At 69.1% G+C, this 25,942-nt stretch carries 22 protein-coding genes and 1 pseudogene; 8 read left to right on the top strand and 15 right to left on the bottom strand.

Annotated elements, in window-relative coordinates; genetic code table 11:
* The first annotated feature begins 12 nt into the window (after nucleotides 1–12).
* The 5 genes from P0084_RS00115 to P0084_RS00095 all read left to right on the top strand — a co-directional run bounded on the left by P0084_RS00115 (nucleotide 13) and on the right by P0084_RS00095 (nucleotide 5,695).
* Nucleotides 13–1,641 carry a peptide ABC transporter substrate-binding protein gene (locus P0084_RS00115; RefSeq protein WP_308914769.1) on the top strand — a complete coding sequence of 543 codons (1,629 nt, stop codon included), beginning with the start codon at nucleotides 13–15 and terminating at the stop codon, nucleotides 1,639–1,641.
* A 168-nt stretch (nucleotides 1,642–1,809) separates the two neighbouring features.
* Nucleotides 1,810–2,736 (top strand): ABC transporter permease subunit, encoded by a 927-nt coding sequence (locus tag P0084_RS00110; RefSeq protein ID WP_308914768.1) that lies wholly within the window; start codon nucleotides 1,810–1,812, stop codon nucleotides 2,734–2,736.
* Between the two features lie 95 nt (nucleotides 2,737–2,831).
* Nucleotides 2,832–3,680 (top strand): ABC transporter permease subunit, encoded by an 849-nt coding sequence (locus P0084_RS00105; RefSeq protein WP_374213572.1) that lies wholly within the window; start codon nucleotides 2,832–2,834, stop codon nucleotides 3,678–3,680.
* 1 nt (nucleotide 3,681) lies between these two features.
* Nucleotides 3,682–4,662 (top strand): oligopeptide/dipeptide ABC transporter ATP-binding protein, encoded by a 981-nt coding sequence (locus P0084_RS00100; protein ID WP_308914766.1) that lies wholly within the window; start codon nucleotides 3,682–3,684, stop codon nucleotides 4,660–4,662.
* 37 nt (nucleotides 4,663–4,699) lie between these two features.
* A complete protein-coding gene (locus P0084_RS00095) occupies nucleotides 4,700–5,695 on the top strand; it encodes an oligopeptide/dipeptide ABC transporter ATP-binding protein (protein ID WP_308914765.1) in 996 nt (331 codons plus the stop codon).
* Nucleotides 5,696–5,753: 58 nt separating this feature from the next.
* Here the strand turns inward: P0084_RS00095 and P0084_RS00090 are convergent, their stop codons facing one another.
* The 6 genes and pseudogenes from P0084_RS00090 to P0084_RS00065 form a co-directional block, all read right to left on the bottom strand.
* The gene (locus P0084_RS00090) at nucleotides 5,754–7,169 is read right to left on the bottom strand and encodes an aldehyde dehydrogenase family protein (RefSeq protein ID WP_308914764.1); all 1,416 of its coding nucleotides are present in this window, start codon (nucleotides 7,167–7,169) and stop codon (nucleotides 5,754–5,756) included.
* A gap of 31 nt (nucleotides 7,170–7,200) precedes the next feature.
* Nucleotides 7,201–8,349 (bottom strand): glycosyltransferase family 2 protein, encoded by a 1,149-nt coding sequence (locus tag P0084_RS00085; RefSeq protein ID WP_308914763.1) that lies wholly within the window; start codon nucleotides 8,347–8,349, stop codon nucleotides 7,201–7,203.
* A gap of 10 nt (nucleotides 8,350–8,359) precedes the next feature.
* Nucleotides 8,360–9,157, bottom strand: a complete 798-nt coding sequence (locus P0084_RS00080) for a lysophospholipid acyltransferase family protein (protein WP_308914762.1) — start codon at nucleotides 9,155–9,157, stop codon at nucleotides 8,360–8,362.
* A gap of 4 nt (nucleotides 9,158–9,161) precedes the next feature.
* Nucleotides 9,162–10,688, bottom strand: coding sequence for a phytoene desaturase family protein (locus P0084_RS00075; RefSeq protein WP_308914761.1), 1,527 nt, complete (start codon nucleotides 10,686–10,688; stop codon nucleotides 9,162–9,164).
* A pseudogene (locus P0084_RS00070) lies at nucleotides 10,685–12,319 on the bottom strand (phytoene desaturase family protein); the annotation flags it as partial. The gene P0084_RS00075 and the pseudogene P0084_RS00070, both read right to left, overlap by 4 nt.
* The gene (locus tag P0084_RS00065; protein WP_308914760.1) at nucleotides 12,268–12,747 is read right to left on the bottom strand and encodes a DUF2141 domain-containing protein; all 480 of its coding nucleotides are present in this window, start codon (nucleotides 12,745–12,747) and stop codon (nucleotides 12,268–12,270) included. The gene P0084_RS00065 and the pseudogene P0084_RS00070, both read right to left, overlap by 52 nt.
* Nucleotides 12,748–12,914: 167 nt before the next feature.
* Between P0084_RS00065 and P0084_RS00060 the strand changes: the two genes are divergently transcribed.
* The 3 genes from P0084_RS00060 (at nucleotide 12,915) to hpnE (ending at nucleotide 16,012) form a co-directional block, all read left to right on the top strand.
* The gene (locus P0084_RS00060) at nucleotides 12,915–13,745 is read left to right on the top strand and encodes a squalene/phytoene synthase family protein (RefSeq protein WP_308914759.1); all 831 of its coding nucleotides are present in this window, start codon (nucleotides 12,915–12,917) and stop codon (nucleotides 13,743–13,745) included.
* Nucleotides 13,742–14,605, top strand: a complete 864-nt coding sequence (locus P0084_RS00055) for a squalene/phytoene synthase family protein (RefSeq protein ID WP_308914758.1) — start codon at nucleotides 13,742–13,744, stop codon at nucleotides 14,603–14,605. The genes P0084_RS00060 and P0084_RS00055 overlap by 4 nt, the downstream gene beginning before the upstream one ends.
* A gap of 153 nt (nucleotides 14,606–14,758) precedes the next feature.
* On the top strand, nucleotides 14,759–16,012 hold the full coding sequence (gene hpnE / locus P0084_RS00050; RefSeq protein ID WP_308914757.1) for a hydroxysqualene dehydroxylase HpnE: 1,254 nt from the start codon (nucleotides 14,759–14,761) through the stop codon (nucleotides 16,010–16,012).
* Here hpnE and P0084_RS00045 read toward each other — a convergent pair.
* From P0084_RS00045 to P0084_RS00005, 9 genes are all read right to left on the bottom strand, one after another.
* Nucleotides 15,974–16,672 (bottom strand): hypothetical protein, encoded by a 699-nt coding sequence (locus P0084_RS00045; protein ID WP_308914756.1) that lies wholly within the window; start codon nucleotides 16,670–16,672, stop codon nucleotides 15,974–15,976. The two genes, hpnE and P0084_RS00045, sit on opposite strands and share 39 nt — an antisense overlap.
* 39 nt (nucleotides 16,673–16,711) lie before the next feature.
* Nucleotides 16,712–17,434, bottom strand: coding sequence for a TIM barrel protein (locus tag P0084_RS00040; RefSeq protein WP_308914755.1), 723 nt, complete (start codon nucleotides 17,432–17,434; stop codon nucleotides 16,712–16,714).
* Between the two features lie 15 nt (nucleotides 17,435–17,449).
* A complete protein-coding gene (locus P0084_RS00035) occupies nucleotides 17,450–18,274 on the bottom strand; it encodes a sulfite exporter TauE/SafE family protein (protein ID WP_308914754.1) in 825 nt (274 codons plus the stop codon).
* A gap of 12 nt (nucleotides 18,275–18,286) precedes the next feature.
* Nucleotides 18,287–19,066, bottom strand: a complete 780-nt coding sequence (locus tag P0084_RS00030) for a metallophosphoesterase (RefSeq protein WP_308914753.1) — start codon at nucleotides 19,064–19,066, stop codon at nucleotides 18,287–18,289.
* 83 nt (nucleotides 19,067–19,149) lie between these two features.
* Nucleotides 19,150–20,970 carry a polysaccharide biosynthesis protein gene (locus P0084_RS00025; protein WP_308914752.1) on the bottom strand — a complete coding sequence of 607 codons (1,821 nt, stop codon included), beginning with the start codon at nucleotides 20,968–20,970 and terminating at the stop codon, nucleotides 19,150–19,152.
* A 153-nt stretch (nucleotides 20,971–21,123) separates the two neighbouring features.
* Nucleotides 21,124–22,440: a UDP-glucose dehydrogenase family protein gene (locus P0084_RS00020; RefSeq protein WP_308914751.1), complete on the bottom strand. Its 1,317-nt coding sequence runs from the start codon at nucleotides 22,438–22,440 to the stop codon at nucleotides 21,124–21,126.
* A 116-nt stretch (nucleotides 22,441–22,556) separates the two neighbouring features.
* The gene (locus P0084_RS00015; protein ID WP_308914750.1) at nucleotides 22,557–24,053 is read right to left on the bottom strand and encodes a TRAP transporter large permease; all 1,497 of its coding nucleotides are present in this window, start codon (nucleotides 24,051–24,053) and stop codon (nucleotides 22,557–22,559) included.
* Complete coding sequence (locus P0084_RS00010; protein WP_308914749.1) at nucleotides 24,050–24,586, bottom strand: TRAP transporter small permease; 537 nt, start codon at nucleotides 24,584–24,586, stop codon at nucleotides 24,050–24,052. The genes P0084_RS00015 and P0084_RS00010 overlap by 4 nt, the downstream gene beginning before the upstream one ends.
* 16 nt (nucleotides 24,587–24,602) lie before the next feature.
* Nucleotides 24,603–25,670 carry a TRAP transporter substrate-binding protein gene (locus P0084_RS00005; protein ID WP_308914748.1) on the bottom strand — a complete coding sequence of 356 codons (1,068 nt, stop codon included), beginning with the start codon at nucleotides 25,668–25,670 and terminating at the stop codon, nucleotides 24,603–24,605.
* Nucleotides 25,671–25,942: the final 272 nt, after the last annotated feature.

Here is a 25,942-nt window from a genome sequence, read left to right as displayed (position 1 = left end):
GGGAGATCCCGAATGATCCGCAGAACCTTGATCGGCCTGACGACCGTATCCGCGCTGGCGTTGACCGCCGCCGTCCCCTCCTTCGCCGCGGACCCCCAGCCGGGTGAGACGTTGGCGGAAGATCAGGTGTTCCGCTATCGGCTCGCGGCTCAGTTCCCCACGCTCGACCCCCAGCTCAACGAGGAGACGGAGGGCTTCCATGTCATCCGCCAACTCTTCGAGGGGCTGATGAACCAGGACTCGGAGGGCAACCTCGTGCCGGGCGTGGCCGAGTCCTTCGAGGCATCCGAAGGCAACACCGTCTATACCTTCACCCTGCGCGAGGATGCGCGCTGGTCGAACGGCGACCCCGTCACGGCGAGCGACTTCGTTTATGGCTGGCGGCGCGCGGCCGATCCGGCGACGGCGTCCCCCTATCAATGGTACGTCGAGCTGACGCAGATCGAGAACGCCGCCGCCGTCGTGGCCGGTGACATGGAACCGGACGCCCTGGGCGTCGAGGCCGTGGACGACCGCACCCTGCGCGTCACGCTCGAAGCGCCCCTCCCCTACTTTCCGGCAATGACGACCTATGGCGTGCTGTTTCCCGCCCACGAATCGACCATCGAGGCACATGGCGACGACTGGACGGACGTCGAGAACATCGTCTCGAACGGTGCCTATACGCTTGAATCACTGTCGCTGAACGAGGGGTTCACGCTGGTTAAGAACGACCAGTACTGGGATGCGGACTCGGTGGAGATCGAGCGGATCGAAGGTTACGTCATCGTCGACGACAACCAGGCCCTCACCCGCTACGAGGCCGGCGAGTTCGACATGCTCGAACCCGTCCCGGCGGGCACCTTCCCGCGCCTGCAGGAGGAACGGCCGGACGAGGCGAACTCCGTCCCCCGGCTGTGCTCCTACTACTATCCGTTCAACTTCCGTGCGGGCGACGACGTGCCGGAAGCCCTGTCGGATCCGAACGTCCGCTACGCCCTGTCTCTGGCGGTCGATCGCGACGTGATCGTCGACCAGATCCTGCAGGGCGGCCAGGAAGCCGCTTATAACTTCACGCATTGGGCGACCGCCGGGTTCGAGCAGCCCACCATGCCCATGCAGGAGATGACGCAGGCGGAGCGCGACGCGGAAGCCCAGCGCTTGTGGGAGGAAGCGGGCAGCCCGGACCTCGATCTGCGCTTCATCTACAACACGTCCGACCAGCACCGGCAGATCGCCACGGTGGTCAGCCAGATGTGGAAGCAGAAGCTGGGTGTCGACACGACGCTGTCGAACTCCGAATGGGCGGTGTACCTGGAACAGCGGCGCGAGGGGGGGTTCGACCTGGCCCGATCGGCCTGGTGCGGGGACTACAACGAGGCTTCGACCTTCCTCGATCTGATGACGACCACCCATGGATCGAACGACGGTAAGTATTCCAACGAACGCCTCGATCAGCTGATGGCGGAGTCGAAGACGTCCGAGAACCCGCAGGAGATCTATACCGAGGTGGAGCAGATCATCTACGACGACACGGCGATGATCCCGATCTACCATTACGCGCTGACGTTCCTCCTGAACCCGGAGATCAAGGGCTGGCCGCTCGAGAACGTGGAGAACAACTGGTACGTGAAGGACTTCTACCGCACCGCGTCCGAGTGATCGCGGCGTGACCACCGCCCCCAGCCACCGACGCCCCCGCCTCGCGCGGGGGCCTCGCCCGACGGGCGGCGTCCCCGCCCCGTGGCTTGGCGGCGCCATCTCCGGGCCCGACGCGGGAACCTCCGCCGGGGAAACGGGACCGTCGAAGATTTCCTTCGGGTTGCTTTCGTGACCGCCTTCGTCGTCCGCCGCCTGCTGATCGCTATCCCTACGATCCTCTTCCTGATCGTGCTGACCTTCACGCTGATGGAGCTGGCCCCCGGCTCGCCCTTCGACAGCGAACGGGGCGTGCCGCAATACGTGCTGGACAACCTCGAAGCGAAGTACGGGCTCGACCGGCCGGCTTGGCAACGGCTGGGCCTCTACGTCTGGAACCTGGCGACCGACTTCGACTTCGGCCCTTCCTTCACCTATCGCGACCGCACCGTGAACGACGTGATCGCGCAGGGCTTCCCGATCACGCTGACCTACGGCCTCTTGTCGGGACTGGTCGCGATGGCGGTGGGCATCCCATTGGGCATCACCGCGGCGATCAAGCACAACACCTGGCTGGACACGCTCGCCGTGGGCTTCTCCATCGGGGCCAGCGTGCTGCCGAACTTCGTGATGGCCCCGATCCTGGTGCTGGTCTTCACGCTCTGGCTAGGCTGGCTGCCGGGCGGCGGGTGGAACGGGGGACAGTGGAACTATCTGATCCTGCCGGTCGTGGCACTCGCGACGTCGTACATGGCGTCCATCGCCCGCCTGACGCGTTCCTCCATGCTGGAGGTCCTGAACGCTCCCTTCATCCGCACCGCGCGGGCCAAGGGGCTGCCGATGCGGCGCGTGATCCTGCGGCACGCCCTCAAACCCGCCATGCTGCCCGTCATCAGCTATCTCGGACCGACCTTCGCCTTCCTGCTCACCGGGTCCGTCCTGATCGACATGTTCTTCTCGACCGGCGGCATCGGGCAGTTCTTCGTCGCCGCCGCGCTGGGACGCGACTACGCGATCATCATGGGGGTCACGGTCCTCTACGGCGTGATCGTCGTGGCCCTAAACCTCCTCGTCGATCTGCTCTATGCCTGGATCGACCCGAAGATACGGTACGGCTGATGTCGATCCGCCAGGCCACGAAGGCGTTCCTGTCGCCCGCCGCGAACCCGTTCCCCGACGGGGTGACGGTGCCGGTGAAGGGTCGATCCCTGTGGATGGACGCGCGCACGCGGTTCCTTCGCAACAAGGCCGCGACCGGCTCTCTCCTGGTTCTGGTGCTGCTCGCGGCCTTCGCCTTCCTGGGGGACACGATCAGCCCCTGGGACAACGAGACGATAGATTGGGGCATGCTCGGGCAGGTCCACGTCGTGGGTGGCCCATCGCTGGAAACGGGCCACTGGTTCGGGGTTGACGAGACCGGACGCGACCTGTTCGCCCGCACCGCGCAGGGGACGCGCATCTCGCTCGCGGTGGGCTTCGTCGGCGCCGCCGTGGCCGTCGTGATCGGCACGATCTACGGGGCCGTGTCGGGCTATGTCGGCGGACGCGTGGACGACGTGATGATGCGCATCGTCGACGTGCTGATCGCCGTCCCCTACATGTTCGTGCTGATCCTGATGATGGTGGTCTTCGAACGCTCGGTCATCATGCTGTTCGTGGGCGTCGGCCTGATCTCGTGGCTCGACATGGCCCGCATCGTGCGGGGGCAGACCCTGTCGCTGAAGAACCGCGAGTTCGTCGAGGCCGCGATCGCCACCGGGGTCCGCTCGCCGATGATCATTGCCCGTCATATCGTGCCGAACCTGCTGGGGATCGTGGTCGTCTATGCGACCCTGCTCGTGCCCCAGATGATCCTGTTCGAAAGCTTCGTCAGCTTCCTGGGCTTGGGGGTGCAGGAACCGCTCACCTCGCTCGGTGCGCTGATCGCACAGGGCGCGGGCCAGATGCGCAACGACGTGCCCTGGATGCTGGGCTTCCCCCTCGCCGCCTTCGTCGCCCTGCTGTTCGCGCTCTTCTTCGTCGGCGATGGCCTGCGCGACGCGCTCGATCCGAAGGATCGCTGAGGTGGACGAAGCGACGACCCCGGTTCTGGAGATCGAGGACCTGCGCGTGTCGTTCGCCACCGGCGACGGCACGGTCGACGCGGTGAACGGACTGTCGCTGTCGCTGGAACCGGGCGGCACGCTGGCCATCGTCGGCGAATCCGGATCGGGCAAGTCGCAGACGGCGTTCGCGGTCATGGGGCTCCTGGCCCGCAACGGCACCGCCACCGGCATCGTCCGCCTGCAGGGACGCGACGTCCTGACCATGCCGGAGGCGGCGCTGAACCGCGTCCGCGCGGAAACGGTGGCCATGGTGTTCCAGGACCCGATGACCTCGCTGAATCCCTACATGCGGGTGGGCGAGCAGATGGCGGAGGTCCTGGTCCTGCACGAGGGGCTGTCGAAGCGCGAAGCCCTGGCCCGGTCCGCCGCGATGCTGGACGCCGTGCGCATCCCCGACGCGAAGGGGCGCCTGCGGCAATACCCGCACGAGTTCTCCGGCGGCATGCGCCAGCGCGTGATGATCGCGATGGCCCTGCTGTGCCGTCCCGCCCTCCTGATCGCGGACGAGCCCACGACCGCGCTCGACGTGACCGTTCAGGCGCAGATCATGGACCTGCTCGCGGACGTCCGGTCGGAGTTCGGGACCGCGCTCCTGCTCATCACGCATGACATGGGCCTGGTGGCGGAAACGTGCGAGCGCACGATCGTCATGTACGGGGGCCGCGTCATGGAACAAGGACGCACGATCGACGTCTTCGCCGATCCGACCCACCCCTATACCCGTGGCCTGTTGGACGCGGTGCCGCGACTGGACGGCGACGAGGGGGAGCTTCGGGCCATTCCCGGCGAACCGCCGGACATGGCGAACCTGCCCCACGGATGCCCCTTCACGCCGCGCTGTCCGCTGGCGATGGATCGTTGCGGGACCGTGCAGCCGCCGCTGGAACCCTGCGGTCCCCTGCTGCGCGCCTGCCATGCGCCGCCGGAGGCCGTGGCATGACGACCAACGACCAGACCCTCGTGCGGACGGCCGGGCGATGACGCTGCTATCCGTCCGCGACCTGAACGTGACGTTCGACGTCCCCCGGAAGGGTGCGATGCCCTGGACCGCGCCGGACCGGCTGCGCGCGGTGAAGGACATGTCGTTCGACCTGGCGGCCGGCGAAACGCTCGGCGTGGTCGGGGAATCGGGATCGGGCAAGTCGACCCTCGCGCGGGCCATCGTCGGCACGATCCCGGCAACCTCCGGCGTCGTGTCGTGGGAGGGGACCGACCTGACCGCCCTGTCGCCCGGCGAACGCCGCCGCCACCGGGCGGACGTGCAGATGGTGTTCCAGGATCCCCTCGCGGCGCTGAACCCCCGCATGACCGTGGGCGACATCATCGCCGAACCCCTGCGGACGCACCGCGACGTGTCGCGCACGGACGCCCGGAACGCGGCACAGGCGATGATGGAGCGGGTCGGCCTCCTGCCCAACCTGGTCAACCGCTTCCCGCACGAGTTCTCGGGCGGGCAGTGCCAGCGCATCGGCATCGCGCGCGCCCTGATCCTGGAACCGCGCCTGCTGATCTGCGACGAACCCGTCAGCGCGCTCGACGTGTCGGTCCAGGCGCAGGTCGTGAACCTGCTCCGGCGCCTGTCGCGCGAGATGGGGTTGGCGATGATCTTCATCGCACACGATCTTTCGGTCGTCCGCCACGTCTCGGACCGCATCATGGTGATGTATCTGGGGCGCCAAATGGAGGTCGGACCGGCGCGCGCCGTCGTGGGTGATCCCCTGCACCCCTACACGCAGGCGCTGGTCGCCAGCGTTCCCGTCCCCGATCCGACCGCCCGGCGCCGCGATCGGCAGGCGGTCCGGGGCGAGTTGCCGTCACCCCTGACCCCGCCATCCGGCTGCGTCTTCCACACCCGCTGCCCCAGGGCCCGGCCGGACTGCGCCGATGCCGTGCCGCCCGCCCTGCGGCCGCAGCCAGAACGCATCGTGGCCTGTCCCTATCACGGGCCGGCCGAGGCGACGGCGGCGGAGTGATCCCCCGTATCGGTCCGACCGACCCCGAAGCGCCGTCACCGCTACGGGTCGGCCGCCCCTAGCGCGACAACCACCGCACCATCGCACGGGCGCGGTCGTCGTAGGGCGGCGGCAGGAAGGACAGGACGCTGCGGTGCAGGGGCTGGAACAGCGATCGCTCGTGGCTGAACTCCACGAACCCGCGCTCCCCGTGATAGGCCCCCATCCCCGACGATCCGATGCCCCCGAACGGCACGTCGTGCAGGGTGACGTGGACCATGGGGACGTTGACCGCGGCGTTCCCCGACCGGATCGACGTCACGAAGCGACGGGCCCGCCCCGCATCCGCCCCGAACGCATAGGCCGCCAACGGGTTCGGGTTGGCGGCGACGATGCGCCGGGCATGGTCCAGGTCGTCGTACTCCAGGATCGACAGCACGGGGCCGAACACTTCCTGCGTCATGATCTCGGCGTCGGGCGGGGGGCAAAGCACGACCGCCGGGGGATGCGCGTCGTCCCGTCCGTCGATGGGGTCCAATGCCCGGACCGTGGCGCCCCGCGCCGCCGCGTCGCGCACCAACCCCGCGATGCGCTCGCGATGCCGTCCGTCGATCAGACCGGTGTAGTCCGGCGCCCCCTCGCCCGCGACGAACGCGCGTGCCGTGTCCAGGATCGCGTCGGCCCATTCCGCCGCCCGTCCCTTCGGCACCAGCAGGTAATCGGGCGCGACGCAGGTCTGCCCCGCCGCATAGAACTTACCCCAGGCCACCATCGGGGCGTGGTCGTCCGGTCGCGCGTCCGGCATGGCGATGGCGGGGGACTTGCCCCCCAGCTCCAGCGTCAGGGGTGTCATGGTCGTCGCGGCCTGCGCGGCGATGCGGCGCCCGATCGCCTCCGACCCGGTATAGAACAGGTGTTCCCATGGCAGCACGGCCATCGCCTGCGCCAGATCGACGTCACCCGTCACGACGGCATAGGCATCGCCGGGCAGCGCATCGGTCACGATCCGGGCGATGATCGCGGCGCTGGCGGGCGCGCGTTCGGACGGCTTCAGGATGGCGCGGTTCCCCGTCGCCACGGCCGTCGCCAGCGGGACGAGGCACAGATAGATGGGATAGTTCCAGGGCGACAATATGCCGACCAGACCCTTCGGCTCGCGCAGCCGGGTGGCCCAACCGGGCAACGGTCGCATCACGAGCCTGCGCTTCGGCGCGGCCCAGCGGGGCAGCCTGCGCCGGGCATGCGCGATGAAGTCGAGCGTGGCGCCGATATCCGCCGTCAGGGCCTCCATCTCCGCCCGGTGACCGAAATCGGACGACAGCGCATCGCGGATATCCTGCCGGTGGGCGCGTATGCCGGCTGTCAACCGGTCGAGCGATGCCCGTCGGGCGTGGATGGATGGGACGTCCGACAAGTCGAACCTGGCCCGCATCGCCGCGTGCATTGCCCGCATGTCTGCAATGGTCGTTCCGGCGGCCTGCGTGGCGTCGAACATGATGGCTCTCCCTTCCGGCCTCGGATGCGGCTCAGTTGACCTCGTAGGTGCGGCCGCGCCAGGTGGCGCGCCCGCCCTTGCGCGCGGCGGCCAGCGCGCCGTACTGGATGGCCAGCGTGATCCAGACGCCCACGGGATGCAGCAGCACCGACAGCGGGTGTTGGCGCACCTTGATCGCCAGCACCGTGCGCGCGAACAGCACCATCCCAATCGCCCACAGCGACAGCGTCCATGCCGTCGCCGCACCGAACGCCCAGGACAGGATCGCCAGGAACCAGGGCAGGATGTGGCCCCCGCCCAGCAGCACCGTCCAGACCGGCAACGCGACGGGCTTGGCCATGCCCTCGGTGGCGTTCTTGCTGAACCCCGACCAGATGTCGTCCCAGTTGTCGTACATCCGGCAGGACGCCACGGGCGTCGCGTCCAGGATGTCGGTGCGTCCCCCCGACAGGCGGACGTTGCGGGGCAGGTTCAGGCCGTCGTGCATCCGATCGCGGAACGCCGCATGCCCCCCCGCCGCGGCATAGGCGTCCGCCGTCACCAGCATCAGCTGCCCGCAACCGGCCGCCAAACCGGCGACGTTCGTCATCCGCGCGAAGGGAAACGGCAGATAGCCCAGCAGGACGACCAGGATCTGCGGGATGGCGACGATCTCGGCCAGGGTGCGGGTCACCTGTCGCGGAAAGCCCGACACCAGGTCGAGCGCCCGATCCTGCCGATAGGCGTCCATTCGGGCCACGGCCTCGGGCTGCAGACGCACGTCGGCGTCCACGAACAGGAGGACGGGATATCGGGCGTGTTCCGCCAGTTGGTGACACGCATGTTGCTTGCCGTTCCAACCCGGGGGCAGCGGGCGACCCTGCTCCAACCGCACGCGGTCGTCGCGCCGCATGACCGCGCGCACGCGATCGACCGTGTCGTCGGTGGACCCGTCGTCCAGGACCACGACCTCCACCTCCGCGCTTTCCTGCGCGAGTGCTGCGTCCAACGCGGCGACGATGTTGTCCGCCTCGTCGCGGGCCGGGATCAGGATCGACACGCGGGGCGTCGGACGCCCCGACCCCGCGGGTCCAGGTGCACGGAAGATGGCCAGGTTGACCAGGGTCAACCCGGCATAGAGCGCGGCGAGCGCGAACCCGATCCAGGCCAGCGGTGTCAGCACGAGGGTATCCAATGTCATCGCGTCCGTCTTATCGTCCGGTGGGATCCTGCAGATGGTCCCCATCATAGCGCCGCCCGGAGGCGATGGCACGCGCCCGCGACCAAAGGCCATAGACACCGCCCGTCCCTCGGCGCCCGACTGCCAGCCGATCGAACGCGATCGGGTCGCGCCCCATCGCCGCATCCCGCAGCCTGTCCATCGTTCCGCATAAGGCATCGGTCAGGGCGGCCTGCATCCCCTCCGTGGTGCCGCCCGCCTCGATTGGCGGGCCGAAGGCGCAAAGCGCCTCCGCGCGCTTTTCCGACCAGAACGGGTACTCGACGGCCAGGGGTACCGCGACCGCGTTCGGCACCCGCCCCATCAGGTGGGCCAGACCGGATCGCAGGGCCACGGGACGTGTCCGGGGATCCGTGAACTCACCCTGGGCGGTGACCCACAGCATGCGGCGCGGATCCGACAGCACGTGCGCCCCGACCCGCAGAAACCGCACCGCTCCCGTTCGCTGTGCGGGATCGATCCCGAACAGACCGATCCGCTTCATGAAGCCGTAACGCTCCAGCGCCTCCGCCTCCATAACGCCATAGCTTTCCCGATCGCCCAGCAGGTGGACCGCCAGCACGATGAAGAAGGCCGGGTCCCACCACGATGGGTGGTTCGCATAGACGATCAACGGGCGGTCCGGCGGCAACGTGGGAAGGCCAGGCTTCAGGACCCGTACGGCTCGGAAGCCCCCGCGCATCTGCCGGGTCATGACGCCGCCGAAGAACCGGCACATCGCGGGGGAGCGCAGGGCGACGGGATCGCCGTCGGGCGCCCCCGTCGTCATGGGATCACTCCGCCGCGACGGGCGCGTTGGCGACGGCGTCCCGGTGCAGGCAATCGGCCGCGATCCAGCCCGACATCAACGCCATCGGCATGCCCGGCCCCGGATGCGCGGACCCGCCGGCCAGGTACAGGTCCCGGACCTGTCGCGAACGGTTGCCCGGCTTGAACGCGCCCATCATCTTGCCATGACTTACCAAGCCATAGATCGCGCCGTCCAACACCTTGTACCGATCGTTGATGTCCTGGGGCGTCAGGGTCCGCTCGAACACGATGCGGTCCTCCAGGTCGCCCAGCCCCGCCGCGCGCCCCAACTTGTCGAGGATCACGCGGCGATACTCCGGCAGCATCCGCGACCAGTCGTGCCCGGGACGCAGATGCGGCGTGTGCACCAGGATATAGAGCGCCTCGCCACCCTCCGGCGCGCAGGCCGTGGCCGCCCCCGCCTCCGTCCGCATGGGCGCCGCGACATAGGCGGTGGGGTCCGGGGCGGGCACGCCCTCGTCGTAGATCGCGGCGAACTCCTCCTCGGGGTCGCGCGAGAAGACGAAGTTGTGGTGCGCCAGGTGGTCGTACGCCTCCCGGAGGCCAAGATACAGGACCACGCCGGAGCAGGCGGCCTCCCGCTTCCTGTAGCCGAAGTCGCGCCAGGCGGGCCCGCCCACCAGCTCCTTGTAGGTGCGCACCGAATCCATGTTCGACACGACCTTGTCGAAGCGCAGGATCTCGCCGTCCGCCTCCACGGCGACGGCCTGCCCGTCCTCGACCACGATCCGGCTGACGTCGACGCCGGTGCGGTAGTCCACGCCCAGCTCCTCGCCCAGCCGGGTCAGCGCGACGGGCACGGCCCGCGTGCCGCCCATCGGGTACCATACCCCCTCGCCCTGCTGCATCTGCGCGATGCCGCACAAGACCGCGGGCGATGCCAACGGGCTGGAGCCGACGTACTGGATGAAGTGCTCCAGCATCTGGCGGACGCGAGGGTCCTGGATGTCCTTCTTGATCTGCCCCGCCACGGTCCGGTGCATCCGCAAGGCCATGACGTCCTTCAGCGTGTCCAGGCTGAAGTTCTGCTTCATGTTCATCGTGTCGCGCAGGTCCTCGACCGACTTCCAGAAGAAGAACCGGTCGCTGACGTCCGACAGGCGGTCGGCGACCTTCATGAACTCCTTGAAGCCCTGCTCGTCGGGCGGGGACAGCCTGCCGATGTCGCGCGCCGCCTCTGCGGGGTCGTTGCGCAGGTCAAGGACGGTCCCGTCGTCGTAGAAGCAGCGCCATTGCGGGTCGAGGCGCCGGAGGTCGAGGTAGTCGTTCATGTCGCGGCCCGATTCCGCGAAGATCCGTTCCAGCACGCGGGGCATCGTCAGGATCGTCGGACCCATGTCGAACCGGAACCCGTCCTCCTCCAGCACCGCGGCCTTGCCGCCCAGCCAGTCGTTCTTCTCCAGCAGGGTGACCTTGTGACCCCGCGCCGCCAGTGTCGCGGCCGCCGCCAGGCCGCCCAGGCCGCCGCCGATGATGCCGACCGTGCTCATTCCGCGGCCTCCTTGAACTTGGGTTGCGTGGGCAGCTGATCGGGCAGCCGGTCCGTGTCCAGCCCCAGGTCCCCCGCCGCCAGCCGCGACGCGATGCGCGCGCTCTCGAATATGGTCGGCAGCCCGCTGCCGGGATGCGTCCCGCCCCCGGTCAGGTACACGCCGTCCACGTCCTCGAACCGGTTGCGGGGCCGCCAGTGCAGCATCTGTCCCAGGTTGTGCGCCAGGTTGAACGTGGCCCCCGCATGGATCCCCATTTGGGATTCCCAGTCGGCGGGCGTGTACATCCGTTCGGTCCGGATATGCGGCCGGATATCGTGGCCGGTCAGCTTGGACAGCCGGTCGAGGATGCGCTCCCGGTACACCGGGCCGAACGCCGCCCAGTCGATGCCGCCCGTCAGGTTGCCGGTGGGCACCAGCACGTACAGCGTCGAATGCCCGTCGGGCGCCAGCGTCGGATCGGTGACGCTCGCGTTCTGGACATAGATCGTCGGTTCCTCGGGGGCCTGCCCGTCGTCGATCTCCTGGATGTTCCTGAGATAGTCGCCCGACAGGTGGATCGTGTGGTGCGACAGGTCGTCGAACCGCTTGTCCAGACCCAGATACAGCATGAACGTGCTGCACGAATACCGCTTCGCGTCGATCCTGTCGTCCGTCCACCGCTTGCGCAGCCGGTTGGGGATCAGCCGCTTGATCGTGCCCGCGAAGTCCGCGTTCACCACCACCGCGTCCGCGGCATAGGTCCGGTTCGACGTGCGCACCGCGCTGGCCCGCTTGCCGTCGAACAGGATCTCCTCGACCGGCTCGGACAGGCGGATGTCCACCCCGATCTCGGACGCGACGCGCGCCATGGCCCGCGGGATCGCGTTGCAGCCCCCGATCGGGTGGAACACGCCGAAGCCGTACTCGACATGGGCCACGATCGTGAACAGCGACGGGCACTTGAAGGGCGACATGCCCAAGTACTTGGACTGGAAGCTGAAGGCCAGCCGCAGGTCCTCCGACTTGAAGAACCGCCGCAGGTCCTGGTCCACCGTCAGCCAGGGCCGGAACAGCGGGAACGCCTTCAGCATGTCCGGCTTCACCAGGTCCAGGGGTCCGTTGAACGGACGCTGCAGGATGGGCTTGAACACGGCGAACTTGTCGATCTGCTCCTGCAGGTAGGCGGGGACGTTCTTCGCGTCGTCCGGGTCGATCTTCGCCGCCTCCGCGGTCAGGCGCTCGACGTCCGGCGTCGCATCGAAGGTCGTGCCGTCGTCGAACTGCAACCGGTACATCGGCTCCAGCTGCCGAAGGTCGACCTCCTCGAACAGGTCGTGGCCGCACGCCTGGAAGATCTCCTGCAGCACCTCGGGGTACAGATAGAAGGTCGGCCCGTAATCGAACGTATAGCCGTCCTGCGTGAAGCTGGCGGTGCGGCCGCCGACGCGGTCCTCCCGCTCGATCAGCGTGACCTCGGCGCCGGCGGCGCGCATCAGCATCGCGGTGGCGAGGCCGCCTGGGCCGGCGCCTACGACGACGACGCGCTTGGGGGTGTTGGGTGCGGAACGGGTCACGGGTCCCCTCGTGGTGGTCGTGGTCATGGAAAGTATCTCATCGTCATGGTGATGCGGACGGCGCCCACGTCGGGCAACCCGAAGGCCGCGTCCTCGAAGCGGGGCGGGCCCATCAGCATCCGGGCGTTGCGGCTGAAGCCCAGGCCCTCCTGCGGAAGGAAGCCCATGCGGTCCAGCTGCCCGTCCGAATCCTCGTCGTGGAAGACCTGCACCGCATAGGTGCCGGGGCCCACGCCGTCGATCGTCACCAGCGGTGCCGCGGCGGGCACCGCGGCGGCGTGACCGCAGCGGGGGGTCAGGAACTCGTCGCGCGTGCACAGGGCCGCGCGCAGCAGCCCCTCGCCGGACCGCAGCCCCTTCACCTCGATCTGGACCTGACCGGCCGCGGCGGGGATGCAGGCGGCCAGCCACAGCGCGGCGCCCGTGCAGGCCCTGATCGTCCGGTTCGCGGTCACGCCGACACTCCCCAAGGAAGGCACCCCCCGGCGCCACAGCCCGGACATAGCGGACCGTCAGGCGGTGTCGACACCCCGACGTGGCGTTAACGTCCTCGCGCGCCGGGGCCGGGGCTGGACAAAGGCGCTGTCCGTCCGACCTTATGGCGGGGACCACGCGCATCGATGCCGATGCAACGCGGACCCATGGGGAGCGGGACGACGCGGCGCCTGAGATGACGCAGACCGACACAGCATCACGGGCGCGGGCCCATCCGCCGCGGGGCGAGAACTTCCCCCTCGTCGGTTTGTTCGCGCCGTCGGAAAAAGCCCGTGCGATCAAGGCGTTCTATGCGTTCGCCCGCACGGCCGACGACGTCGCGGACCGTGCCGACCTGTCGCCTCAGGCGAAGCTCGACCGCTTGGCGGACATGGAATGGGGACTCGAAGGGGGTCCCGACCGGACCGGGCGGACCCTGCGGAACGCGGTCGGCGAAGGGCCTGGCCTCCAGGCGGCGCGCGACCTGCTGGGCGCGTTCCGGCAGGACGCGAAGGGAAAGGTTTACGCCGATCTCGACGATCTGCGCGCATATTGCCGCATGTCGGCTGATCCCGTCGGCCGCTTCCTCCTGTCGCTCTACGAAGAAGCCCAGACGACCCATGACCCGTCGGACGCATTGTGCACCGCATTGCAGATCCTGAACCACTTGCAGGACATCCGCGAGGACGCGGCGACCTTGGACCGGGTCTATCTCCCGGCCGATTGGATGGCGGAGGCGGGGGTGGCACGGGCGGATCTGACGGCCGCCGGCAGCACGCCGGCCTTGCGCCGCGTGATCGACCGGGCGTTGGACGAATGCGACGGCCTCCTGCGCCGTGCCGCCCCCCTGCCCGGCCTGATCCGCGCGCGATCGCTGCGGGGCCAGGCGACGGCCACCTTGCATCTGGCGGGCACCCTCGCCCGCCGGTTGCGCCGCGGCGATCCGTTGGCCCGCCGCATCGCGCCCACCCGGTTCGACTTCGCCCGCGCCGCCCTGCGTGGCGCCGGCGCGGCGGCGCGCCCGTGATCGCCCCGGCGCTCTCCCCTGAAGCCGACCGGGCGGAGGTTCGGCGCATCGTCGCGCAGGCCGGCTCGTCCTTCGCGGCGGGGATGCGCGTCCTGCCCCGACCGCGCCGGGACGCGATCCATGCCGTCTATGCGTTCTGCCGCGTCGCCGACGACATCGCCGATGGCGACCTGCCCGGCACGTCCGATCCCCGGACCCGGGCCGCCCGGCTGGACGATCTCCAGGCGGAGGTCGCGGCGACCGAGGCCGGCCACCCCCGCACCGCCATCGGGACCGAACTGGCCCGCGCCATCGGGCGCTTCGATCTGCCCACGGCGGAACTGCACCTCCTGATCGACGGGATGCGGATGGACGCCCAGGCCATCGTCGCCCCCACGGCGGAGGCGCTGTCCGAATACGTCCGCCGCGTGGCGGGGACCGTGGGGCTCCTGTCGATGCGCTGCTTCGGGGCGTGGCGGGGGGCGCCCTCCGAACGGTTCGCGCTGAACCTCGCCCGCGGGGTGCAGCTGACGAACATCCTGCGCGACGTGGCGGAGGATGCGGCGATGGGGCGCCTCTACATGCCGCGCGACGTCCTGGACGCGGCGGGGATGCCTCACGACGTGAACGCCGCCACGCATCCGAACCTGCCGGCCGCCCGTGCGGCGCTGGGAAAACAGGCCCGCGCCGCCTTCGACGCCGCCCTGGCGGAGGTGCCCGCCCATCCCCGCCTGCCCCTCGTGCCCGCGCTGGTGATGATGGGCCCTTACGAACGGCTCCTGCGCATCATGGAAGGCGATTGGACCGCCCCGCCCGTCCGCTTGTCGGGCCGGGCCAAGCTGCGTGCAGGGCTGGCGCAGGCGATGCGCGGGGGACGGTGATGACCCGTTGGAACGACCGATCGGACCCCGCCTCCCGGGGCTGCGGACGGAATGCGGGGATCGCCGCGTTCGGGCGCCGGAACGGGCGGTTGCGTCACGCCGGGCATCCCCGCCGGATGCTGCGATGACCCCGCCTCGTCTCCGTCCGGCCCCGTGAGCGCGCGCATCTACGTCGTCGGCGCGGGCCTCGCCGGCCTTGTCGCGGCGGAGCATCTCGCATCGCGGGGGGGCGCGGTCACGATCCTCGAAGCGTCGCCCAAGGCGGGGGGGCGGTGCCGGTCCTATCGCGACGACCGCCTAGGCCGCGTAATCGACAACGGCAACCACCTGATCCTGTCGGCCAACACCGCGGTGCTGGGTTGGGCCGATCGGATCGGCGGAGCGGACCGACTGCGCATGTTGGACGCCGCGTTCCCGTATCTCGACCTGGACACCGGGGCGCGCTGGTCCCTCGAACTCGGCCGTGGTCCGTTCGCGGCCCTGTCCCCGCGCGCCCGCGCCCCGGGAACGCCGCTGGGGCCGCTGCTGCGGGACATGGTCCGCTTGATGACCGGTCCCGCCCGCCGTCCGCTGGGGCGCGTCGTCCGCGACCGTGGTGCGCATTGGCGGACATTCTGGGATCCGCTGACCCGGGCCGTCCTGAACGAACCGCCCGAAGGCGGCGATGCCGGCCTGATGCGCGCGACGCTGATGCGCTCCTTCGCGAAGGGCGGCGGCACCGCCCGCCCCGTGGTGGCGCCAGACGGGCTGGGCGCCGCGCTGATCGAACCCGCCCTGGACCGCCTCGAACGAGCCGGCGCGACGATCCGCTATCGCACGGCCGTGCAGGGCCTGTCCGACGACGGGTCGCGCGTGACGGGCATCCACCTGCGCGACGCGGACATCAGGGTCGGGCCGGGGGACCGCATCGTGCTGGCCTTGCCACCCGCACCCCTGGCGGCCGTGCTGCCGGACCTGCCGCTTCCCGCACCGGGCGGGGCCATCGCGAACGCGCATTTCGTGGTCCCGGGCACCGACCTGCCACCGATCCTGGCGGTGCTGGGCGCGACCACGCAATGGGTGTTCCGCCGCGGCGACGTCGTATCGGTCACCGTGTCCGCGGCGGAGGATTCAGCGTTGGACGGCATGGACCGCGCCGCCGCCCTTGACCATCTATGGGGCGAGATGCGGGCCATCCTGATCGCGCATGGGTGTCACGCCCCCCGGGACAGGCCCGCCGCCCGCTTCCTGCGCGAGAAGGCCGCCACCTTCGACCAGACCCCGGACGGCGTGCGTCGCCGGGCCTCCACGACGATGCCCTGGGCGAACCTGTTCCTGGCGGGCGACCATACCGACACCGGCCTGCCCGCGACCCTCGAAGGGGCTGTCCTATCGGGCCAGGCCGCGGGGCGCGCGGCCCTCGACTGACCATTCGGGCCAATCCGGATAGACGATGGGATTCAGCGTCATCCAGCCCGGCAGCAATCCCGCACCCGGAGGCGCGGACCCATGCGTCAACCGGCGGTTCACGGCCCAGGCCCCCCAGGTCGCGCCGACGGCATCGGCCACCAGGTCCCACATCGTGTCCGGCAGGCCGGACCGCTGGGCATTCGTGCCGAAGAGGCCATCAATCGTGAACTCGAAGATCTCCCAGCACGCGCCGACCATCATCGAGAAGCCGAAGGCCAGCGTCGCCAGGATCCAGATCGCGGTCCGTGGGCGTCCGCCCGCCGTGACGAGCAGCACCAAGGCCGCGCCCACCTGCACCAGCACGACCGATGCGACCACGTGCAGGCCCAGATCCCACCACCAGAAGCGGCCATAGAACCCGGCCATTTCGCCCAACAGCAGCGCGGCCATGCAGAAGACCAGCACCCCGGTGCAGAGCCCGTCGGGAAACCGCAGCCCGGACACCCGGGTGAACGCCTTCGGCAGCAGCGCCAGGATCACGCAGCCCGCGCCCGCCAGCGCCGTCAGCCACGCCCCCGTCGCCGCGGCCACCACTGGCACGAGGCAGGCGAACGACCAGATCAGGGACCGGATCGGCGCGCCGCGTATGTCAAAGAATGTCGGACTGATAGCAGACACGGAGCAGACATAGAGCAGACACCGACGGGACCACCCCGCTCAAACCTCGTCGCGCCACGACAGCCCCTCCTCCACCGTGCCCGCGGGCACGTATTCGCATCCGAACGGACGGTCGTAGCCGGCATCCCGCAACGCCCGCAGCGTGTCCCCGATGCCGCGCGGTTCGCCCCGCGTCTCCGGGTCGGCTATCTGCACGTGCCCCACGATGTCGGCATGGGCGCGATAGGTCGCGACCGGATCGTCCCCCTCGTTGGATACGTGGAACAGGTCGAACATCGCCCGCAGGTTCGGCGCCCCCACGCGATCCCGCAAGGTCGCGATGTCGGCGATGCGGCGCAGCGGATAGACCGGCATCGCCCGGGCGCAGAGGGGCTCGATCAGGATCGTCAGGTCGGGGCCGGCGTCGCAGGCATACGTCAAGTTCGCCACGTAAGCCGCTATGCTGTCGTCGTTTCGCTCGACCTTCCCGGCCAGGACGTGAACGCCGCCCGCACCCAGCGCGCGCGCCATCGCGACGGCCGCGTCGATGTCCGCGCGCGCCTGCCCGCCAGGCATCGCGGCGCACCCCGCCGTCTCGCCCATCCGCACGTTCAGCCCCAGGACGGGCATGCCATCCAGCGCGTCGCGGATCGCGTCCGGGTCGTGGTCCCGCCATTCGTCATGGAACTCGACCGCCTCGAAGCCGGCGGCCCTGGCCGCCGCTATGCGGTCCAGGAAGGGTCGGTCCTTCCAAAGGAATCCCGTATTCGCGCTGAACCGCATTGCCTTCTCCCCCGCTCAGGCGAACGATGCCCACAACATCCGTAATGCGGTGATCGCCAGGAACAACGCGAACACTTGTTTCAGCCGCACCGCAGAAAGCCTGTGCCCCAGCCCCGCGCCGACAGGCGCCATCGTGACGGTCAGTGGCACGATCACCGCGACGGCCGGAAGGTTAACATAACCTAAAGAAAGGGGCGGGCGACCTGCCTCGCCCAGCCCGCCCAGCACGAAGCCGAACGTCCCGGGCACCGCGATCACGAGCCCGATCGCCGCCGCCGTGCCGACCGCCCGGTGCGCCACGTATCCGAACAGCGACAGCACGGGCACGCCGAACGTTCCGCCGCCTATCCCCATGAGTGCGCTGAACAATCCGATCACGGACGCGATCGAGGCCTGCGCCCCCCGCCGCGTCGGCAGGGTCCGGGTCGGACCGCCACCGCGGGGAAAGGCCATGTTCGCCGCGACGAGCAACGCGACCGTCCCGAACAGCAGCGTCAGGGCGGTCCCGTCGAGCACGTAGGACAGCAAGCCCCCGGTCATCGCGCCCGCGAACACGAAGGGCGCCCATCGCCGAAGCAGCGCCGTATCGACGTTGCCCTTCGCATGATGCGCCCGCGCGGACGAGATGGAGGTCGGGATAATGGTCGCCAGCGACGTGCCGACCGCGACGCTCATGGCGACGTCCGGGGCGACCCCCAGGGCGGAAAGCACCCAGAACAACGCGGGCACGATCACGATCCCCCCGCCGACCCCGAGCAGCCCGGCCAGCAGTCCCCCCGCCACGCCGACCAGCGCGAGTAGCCCTGCCATCAGGACCAGTTGGCCGGTCTCGAACGCCATGCTCCGCTTCCCTCAGTCGACCGTGACGAACGCGGGCGCGGCGCCCGGACGCAGATGCGCGGCCGTCAGGCGCCCGGTGCGGTACACACCAGTATCTGTCGCGATCCGGGAGCCGGCGGCATGCGGTCGATCGACGATGGTATGGCCATGGGCGATCCACAGCCCGTCCGTCCGGGGAACTGTCATGAAGTCGGGATGCCCCCACACGGCGACCTCGTCCGACTGGCCATCGACCGGCGCGCCCGGGTCCAGTCCCGCGTGGACGCAAACGACGTTCCCGTTGCGCCACCGCGTCGGCAGGTGGTGGAGCATGGCCAGGGTATCGGCACCCGCCGCCACCGCCAAACGGTCGGCGGCATCGCGAAGCTCGGCCGGGGTGGCATGGACCGTGATGCCGCCCACCCCGAAGCTGGCCAGCGTATCGATGCCGCCGAAGCGCAGCCAGCGGCGTCCTCGCTGCACCGGCTCCTCCAGGAACTCGAGCATCATACGCTCGTGGTTGCCCACCAGGGCCACGGCCGCATGCATGGACGTGCCCCCGTCCAGCCGTTCGGACAGTCGATCCAGCACCGCCTTCGACGCCGGGCCGCGATCCACGTAATCCCCCAGAAACACGATGGTCGACCTTTCAGAATGACGGTCGGCATCGACCCGGGCCAGCAGCCTGTCGAGGGGGTCGATGCATCCATGGACATCGCCGATCAGCCAGATGTCTTGGTCGACGGCCACGGGGGTCGACGGCTCGTCCTTCGGCCCGCGCCCCAACAGGCGCGACAGGATTCCGCTGGCCATCCCGACTTCCCCCGCATCGTCCGATCGCGCCATCGCCTTATCGGACGGGGGCGGGGAATGTCCAACCCGTGACGGCGCGGGTTTCAGGCGGCGCGGCGTTCCACCTCGGGGCGATACTCGAGCGGTGCCGCCTGCAGCAGGGTGCGGATCGGTTCGTCGTGACCGGCTTCCATTGCGATCCACAGGGCGTCCAGGACCCGCGACAGTTCGGGCCAACCCATCATCCGTTCGGTCGCCGTCATGATGCGCGGATGCGCGGTCTCGGCGGTGGCGTCCGCGATCAGCAGTTCCTCGTAGAGCTTCTCGCCCTTCCGCAGGCCGGTGAACGTGATCTCGACGTCGCCTTCCGGATCCTGGCCCCGGATCCACGGCTCCAGCCCCGCCAAGCGGACCATGCGCCGGGCCATGTCGACGATCCGGACCGACTCCCCCATGTCGAGCACGAACACGTCCCCACCCCGCGCCATCGCCCCGGCCTGGATCACCAGTTGCGCCGCCTCGGGTATGGTCATGAAGTAGCGCGTGATCTCCGGGTCAGTGACCGTGATGGGCCCGCCCGACGCGATCTGCTCCCGGAAGACCGGTATCACGGACCCCGAGGAACCCAGGACGTTGCCGAACCGGACGGAGGAGAACAGCGTCCCGTCCTGGCGCAGGTCGTGCGCCTGGCAGATCAGTTCCGCAAGACGCTTGGTGGCACCCATTACGTTCGTCGGTCGGACCGCCTTGTCGGTGGAGATGAGGATGAACGCCTCCACCCCCGCCTCCACGGCGGCACGGGCCAGGTTCAGGGTTCCGAAGACGTTGTTGCGCACCGCCTCGATCACGTTCTCCTCGACCATCGGAACGTGCTTGTAGGCCGCTGCGTGATAAACGGTCTGGATGCCGTGCCGCTTCAGCGTGGCGACGGTCCGCTGCGGATGCTGGACCGATCCCAACACGGGGACCACCCGGACGGGCACGTCACGGGCGGCGTTCAGCGCCGCCAACTCCCGCTCGATCGTATAGAGGGCGAACTCGGATTGATCCAACAGGACGAGGCACGACGGATCCTGACGCAGGGCCTGCCGACACAACTCCGATCCGATCGAGCCGCCCGCACCGGTTATCATGACCCGACGACCCGCGATGTCCGCGGCCATCAGGTCGGCGTCAGGCGGCACCGGGTCCCGCCCCAGCAGGTCCTCGATCGGAACGTCGCGGATATCTCCCATCTCGGCCGTGCCATCGACGAGGTCGCGCATGGACGGAATCGTCTTCACCTCGACCGGAAGCGATTCCAGCCGCGCCAGGATGTCGCGCTTCCGCCGGCGCGACGTGCCCGGCATCGCGAGGAGCACGAGTTGCGCGCCATACCGTTCGATGAGATCGGGCAATGCGTCCGGTGCATGGACACGCAGTTCCGACATCCGGATGTTCTGCACCGCCGGGTCGTCGTCCACGAACGCGATGGCGCGGTACTCCGGGCTCGCCCGGAGGCTGCCCAGGACCTCCTTGCCGGCGACGCCCGCGCCGTAGATCACCACCCCCGTGCGGGCGGCCGCGTTGCCGCGCGACAGGACGGACCGCATCGTGAGCCGCGACCCGCCGATCACGAACAACGCCACCAGACCATAGACGACCGGCACGGTGACCGGCAGCGGGAACCCCATGCTCCAGTTCGCCAGTGCCAGGGCCGCGGCGGACGCCACGATGCCACCGAAGATCACGCCCGACGCGGTCGAGCTGATATAGCGCACCACGGCGTGATAGAACCCGAACCGAATGAATACCGCCAAGCTGATGATCATGGCCGGCAGGAACGTCAGCCAGACGTCCCTGTCCCGGAAGAACGCGAAGCTTTCCTGCCGCAGCACCATCGCGACCACGAAGCAGATTGTCAGCAGAACGACGTCCGCGAGCACCTGAACCGCCCGTTTCGTCGGACGCGACCATCCCAGCAAGATTTCGGTAAAGGGCGACATCCGCAATACGTCCGGTCCGTCGTAATGATGCGCTTTCCGGCGCCTTGCATTCACGCTTAGGTCATGAACGTGGGAAAAGCACCCCTGCGGGCTTCATTCGGCGGGGGGCCGCCCAACGGTATAGGATCGCGCGAAGCCGGCATTCGCGACGTCGAGCGGGGCATAGACCCCCCGCAGGTCGGCGAGACGGGGGACTCGCATCGCCTGTGCGAGGCGCGACAGGTCCAAGGCGCGGAACTCGTTCCACTCGGTCAGCAACACGATCAGGTCCGCGCCCACCGCCGCGGCATAGGGGTCGTCGACCCAGTCGACGCGCGGCAGCAGCGCCTCTCCCTCGCGGCGACCGTGGGGATCGATCACCCGGACCTGCGCACCGCCGCCTACCAGGGCGGGTACGATCGTCAGGCTCGGCGCGTCTCGCATGTCGTCCGTGTTGGGCTTGAACGTCACGCCGAGGACGAGCACGACCTTGTCGCGGAACGTCCCGTCGCACAGATCCCGCACGTGATCGAGCATGCGTCGCTTCACGCCATCGTTCACCTGCATCACGGCTTCGGTGATGCGCATGGGAACGCCGTGCTCCTGCCCGATGCGGGCGAGCGCCGAAGTGTCCTTCGGGAAGCAGGAACCGCCGTACCCAGGACCGGCGTGGAGGAACTTGTTCCCGATCCGGTTGTCCAGACCGATCCCGTTCGCGACGCGCTTCACGTCGGCGCCGACACGCTCGCACAACGCGGCGATCTCGTTGATGAAGGTGATCTTCGTCGCGAGAAAGGCATTGGCCGCGTACTTCGTCAGTTCGGCCGATTCGATGTCCATCGTCACGATCGCGAAATCGCGCAGATAGAGCGGGCGATAGACCTTCGACATGACCTCCGCCGCTCGGTCCGCCTCCACGCCGACCACGACGCGATCGGGGCGCATGAAATCCTCGATCGCCGCCCCTTCGCGCAGAAACTCGGGGTTCGAAGCGACCTCGAAGTCGGCGTCCGGATTCGCCGAGCGGATCTCCGCGGCCACCTTCCGGTTCGTGCCGACGGGAACGGTGGATTTAGTGACGATCACGGCGAACCCGGTCAGGGCGTGCGCGATGTCGCGTGCCGCGGCCATGACATAGGTCAGGTCCGCATGGCCGTCGCCCCGGCGTGTCGGGGTCCCGACCGCGATGAACACGGCATCCACCCCGTCGAGGGCGGCGGACAGGTCGGTCGTGAACGACAGCCGACCCGCTGCGACGTTCGTCTCCATCAGGGTGTCGAGCCCAGGCTCGTAGATCGGAACGTGCCCCGCGTTCAGCGACTCGATCTTAGACGCGTCCTTGTCGACGCAGACGACGTCATGCCCGAAATCCGCGAAACACACCCCGGACACCAAGCCGACATAGCCCGTACCGATCATCGCAATCTTCATGGTGCCTCACACAGTGCTGTTGCCGCGCCGCCTGTCGTCGAACGCGCGCCTTCGGACGCCCCCCGGATCGCGCGCATGACGGAACGACCCTCGTTTGGCAAGCACGGCGCAGATCGTCACCAGGGGACGAGCCACAGGACCAGTCCGGGCACTGCGACCAGCAGCACGACCCGCATTAGATCGGACGCGACGAACCATCCCACCGCGCGATAGGTCGCGGTCATCGGCGTGGCGCGATCCATCGCGTTGATGACGAAGAGGTTCATTCCGACCGGGGGCGTGATCAGCCCGACCTCGACCACCACCAGGACGAGGATCCCGAACCACAGAGCGAGGCGATCGGCGTTCAGACGATCGAGCGTGGCCTGCGACACGCGGCGCAGCTCCAGGGCGCGGATCTGGTCGCGCGTCAACTCGGCGCCGTCCGCGAGGACGCGCGTTATCTGCGCCCGCATGTCGGGGGACAGATCGATGCCGGCGGCCAGGGCGTCGGCGGCGCGGGCCGCGTGCAGATCGGCCAGCGTGACGAAGGTCACGTCGAGACCCTGCACGACGGGCCAGAAGATCGGAATGGTCAGCAGGATCATGGACAGGCTGTCCATCACGCATCCCAGGACCAGGTAGAACAACAGGATGACGCAGATCACCGCGACGGGGGGCAGATCGACCGACCCGACCCACGCAGCGATCGATTGGGGCACGCCCGTCAATGCGAGGAACCCGTTGTAGAAGGCCGCCCCCAGGACGATCAGGAAGATCATGGCGGTCGTGGTGGCCGTTTCCGTGAAGGCCGTCGCCATCGTCGACGGCGTCAGCCCGCCCCGCCTCCAGGCCACCAGCGCCGTGCCCGCTGCACCGACCGCCGCACCCTCGGTCGGAGTGAAGAGACCTCCGTAGATCCCCCCAACGACCAGTCCGAAGACCAGGAGGACGGGCCAGACCGCCGCCACCAGATGCAGGCGGTGGGGCCAAGGGGTCCGATCGGACCGACCCGCCCGATCCGGGTGGCGGCGGACGTACAGGGCCACGGCAGCCATGTAGCCCAGCGCCGCCAGGATCCCCGGCACGATCGCGGCGACGAACAGGTTCGCGATGTTCTGATCGGTCAAGATCGCATAGATCACCAGCACGATGGAGGGCGGGATCAGGATGCCCAGCGTCCCCCCCGCCGCGAGCGTGGCGGTAGCCAGGCCGCCATCGTAGCCGCTGGCCCGAAGCTCGGGAAGGGCGACCCGGCCCATGGTCGCCGCCGTCGCGAGCGACGACCCGCAGATCGCACCGAAGCCCGCACAGGCCGCGATCGACGCCATCGCCACCCCACCGCGCCGGTGTCCCAGGAAGCCCCGCGTGGCCTGGAACAATGCACCGGACAACCCACCCAGGGTCGCGAACTGTCCCATCAGCAGGAACATCGGCACGATCGATAGCGTGTAGGACGAGAACGTGGTGTACGTCTCCGACTTAAGGCGGCCCAGGGGAACGGCCCAGTCCCCCGTGACCAGCACCAGCCCGACGAGCCCCACGCCGAACATCGCCAATCCGATCGGCACCCGCAGCAGGATCAGCGCCAGGAGGACGGGCAGCGACGATGCGCCGATCGCAGCATCGGTCATTCGAGCGCGGTGGCCATGCGCAGCGCCGATGCCGCCCGCGCGAACGCGACGGCCACGGTCAGGGCAAGGGGCGGAACGCAGGCGGCATAGCCCCACCAGACGGGGAACTGCAGCCGAAGGGTCACCTGCCCCGATCCCATCTTGCTCACTAGGCCGGACCACAACTGAACCGCGATCAGGACCAGCACGACCGCGAACGCGACCGCCACGACGGCATCGCCCCAACGCCGGACGGGGACCGGCATGCGGTCGGCGAACAGGTCCACGCGGGCATGCGCCCCCCGCGCCTGAGCCAGGGGCAGGAAGGCCGACACGACGAACGCGACCCCCGCCTCCACGATCTCGAAGTCGCCCGGGATCGCGCCCAGGCCGGCACCGAGCAACCACCGGCCCACCGCGGACCCGTCCAACCCGGAGGCGTACAGCGCGTCGTTCGCCTCCCGTCCCAGGATGGACAGGCAGACCACCAGGATCAGTCCGACCAGGACCGCGCCCCCCGCGATGGCGGACAGGCGCGCGGCGTGATCCAACATGCGGACCATCCGCCGATCAACGATCCCCGTAGGTGTCCGCCGACGGGTCGAACCCATCCATCAAGGCCTGCGCGCGGGCGAGGATGCCCGCCCCGTCGCGTCCGGCAGCATCCATGTCGGCGATCCAGGAATCATAGACGGGTTGCACGGCCGCGCGCCATTCGTCCGCCCGGTCGGCGGGGATGGTGATGATCTCGTTGCCGAGATCCACGGCGAGGTCGCGGGCGGGGGCATCCGCGTCGGCCTGCGTGCCGCCCGCGAAGACCGAGAAGGCGAGGCCCGAGTTGTCATCCACCACGGTTCTGAGGTCGTCAGGCAACGAGGCGTAGGCCTCGCGGTTCATCACCAGCACGAAGGTCAGGGTATAGAGCGCGGGTCCGTCGAACCCCGTGTGGAACTCGACCAGCTCGTGCACGCGCAGGGAGGGGACGACCTCCCAGGGCAGCATGGCCCCGTCGATCACGCCCTTCGACAGCGCCTCCGGCACCGCCGGGACAGGCATGCCGACGGGTTCCGCGCCCAGCACGTCGAGCATGGCGTTGACCATGCGGCTCGGACCCCGGACCTTGACACCGCGCAGGTCGTCCAGCGACTCAATCGGGTCGACGCTGTGGAACAGGCCCGGGCCGTGAACCCAGGTGCCTAGCACGTGGACGTCCGCGAACTCCGCCTGCATCTCTTCTTCGTATAGGGACCAGAACGCGGCCGATGCCGCACGCGCGTCGGTCACGAAGAACGGAAGCTCGAACACCTCCGTCGTCGGGAATCGTCCGGGCGTGTAGCCGACGACGGTCATCACGATGTCGGCGACCCCGTCGATGGCCTGATCCATCAGTTCCGGTGGGGCGCCGCCCAGCTGCATGGATGGATAGCGCTCGATCGCGATGCGGTCGTCCGACGCATCCTCGATCCGGTCGGCCCACACGTCGAGGATCAGCTCTGGCACGTTGGCCTGCGCCGGCAGGAACTGATGCAGGCGCAGCGTCACCTCCTGCGCGGCGACCGGCGGAGACGCCGTCAGGAGAACGGCCAAACCGACGCCCAGGATGGGAAGTCGGCGGAACCAATCGGGGATGGGACTCATGATGCCGCACTCCGTCATCGACACGGGACCGTCGGGGGATCACTGGCAAGTCCCCGTCCGGATTCCAAGACCCGGCGTGCGATTGGCCCGAACGGGGACATGCCGTATGGGCGGGTCCATGTCCTTCGCCCTTCCCGCGTTTCCCGCCCTCGGCGCCCTGCCATTCGGCGGCGTCGTCGCTGTCCGCGCCCCGTCCGTGTACGCGGAGGATCACATTCCCGGCGCAATCAACCTGCCCGTCCTGTCGGCCGCCGAACGCGCGAGGGTGGGCA

This window comes from Jannaschia maritima (assembly GCF_030973515.1).
Classification (GTDB): Bacteria; Pseudomonadota; Alphaproteobacteria; order Rhodobacterales; family Rhodobacteraceae; genus Jannaschia; species Jannaschia maritima.
The sequence above is the reverse complement of the archived record's forward strand: the minus strand, read 5'-3'. Positions and strand labels throughout refer to the sequence as shown.

Excerpts from the sequence above, each read along its gene's own strand:
- P0084_RS00060 (WP_308914759.1), top strand. The coding sequence starts at position 12,915 with ATGACGCAGACCGACACAGCATCACGGGCGCGGGCCCATCCGCCGCGG.
- P0084_RS00090 (WP_308914764.1), bottom strand. The coding sequence starts at position 7,169 with ATGTTCGACGCCACGCAGGCCGCCGGAACGACCATTGCAGACATGCGG.
- P0084_RS00095 (WP_308914765.1), top strand. The coding sequence starts at position 4,700 with ATGACGCTGCTATCCGTCCGCGACCTGAACGTGACGTTCGACGTCCCC.
- P0084_RS00015 (WP_308914750.1), bottom strand. The coding sequence starts at position 24,053 with ATGACCGATGCTGCGATCGGCGCATCGTCGCTGCCCGTCCTCCTGGCG.
- P0084_RS00115 (WP_308914769.1), top strand. The coding sequence starts at position 13 with ATGATCCGCAGAACCTTGATCGGCCTGACGACCGTATCCGCGCTGGCG.
- P0084_RS00080 (WP_308914762.1), bottom strand. The coding sequence starts at position 9,157 with ATGACGACGGGGGCGCCCGACGGCGATCCCGTCGCCCTGCGCTCCCCC.
- P0084_RS00030 (WP_308914753.1), bottom strand. The coding sequence starts at position 19,066 with ATGGCCAGCGGAATCCTGTCGCGCCTGTTGGGGCGCGGGCCGAAGGAC.
- P0084_RS00035 (WP_308914754.1), bottom strand. The coding sequence starts at position 18,274 with ATGGCGTTCGAGACCGGCCAACTGGTCCTGATGGCAGGGCTACTCGCG.
- P0084_RS00040 (WP_308914755.1), bottom strand. The coding sequence starts at position 17,434 with ATGCGGTTCAGCGCGAATACGGGATTCCTTTGGAAGGACCGACCCTTC.
- P0084_RS00020 (WP_308914751.1), bottom strand. The coding sequence starts at position 22,440 with ATGAAGATTGCGATGATCGGTACGGGCTATGTCGGCTTGGTGTCCGGG.
- P0084_RS00105 (WP_374213572.1), top strand. The coding sequence starts at position 2,832 with ATGGACGCGCGCACGCGGTTCCTTCGCAACAAGGCCGCGACCGGCTCT.
- P0084_RS00010 (WP_308914749.1), bottom strand. The coding sequence starts at position 24,586 with ATGTTGGATCACGCCGCGCGCCTGTCCGCCATCGCGGGGGGCGCGGTC.
- P0084_RS00065 (WP_308914760.1), bottom strand. The coding sequence starts at position 12,747 with ATGTCCGGGCTGTGGCGCCGGGGGGTGCCTTCCTTGGGGAGTGTCGGC.
- P0084_RS00085 (WP_308914763.1), bottom strand. The coding sequence starts at position 8,349 with ATGACATTGGATACCCTCGTGCTGACACCGCTGGCCTGGATCGGGTTC.
- P0084_RS00005 (WP_308914748.1), bottom strand. The coding sequence starts at position 25,670 with ATGAGTCCCATCCCCGATTGGTTCCGCCGACTTCCCATCCTGGGCGTC.
- P0084_RS00075 (WP_308914761.1), bottom strand. The coding sequence starts at position 10,688 with ATGAGCACGGTCGGCATCATCGGCGGCGGCCTGGGCGGCCTGGCGGCG.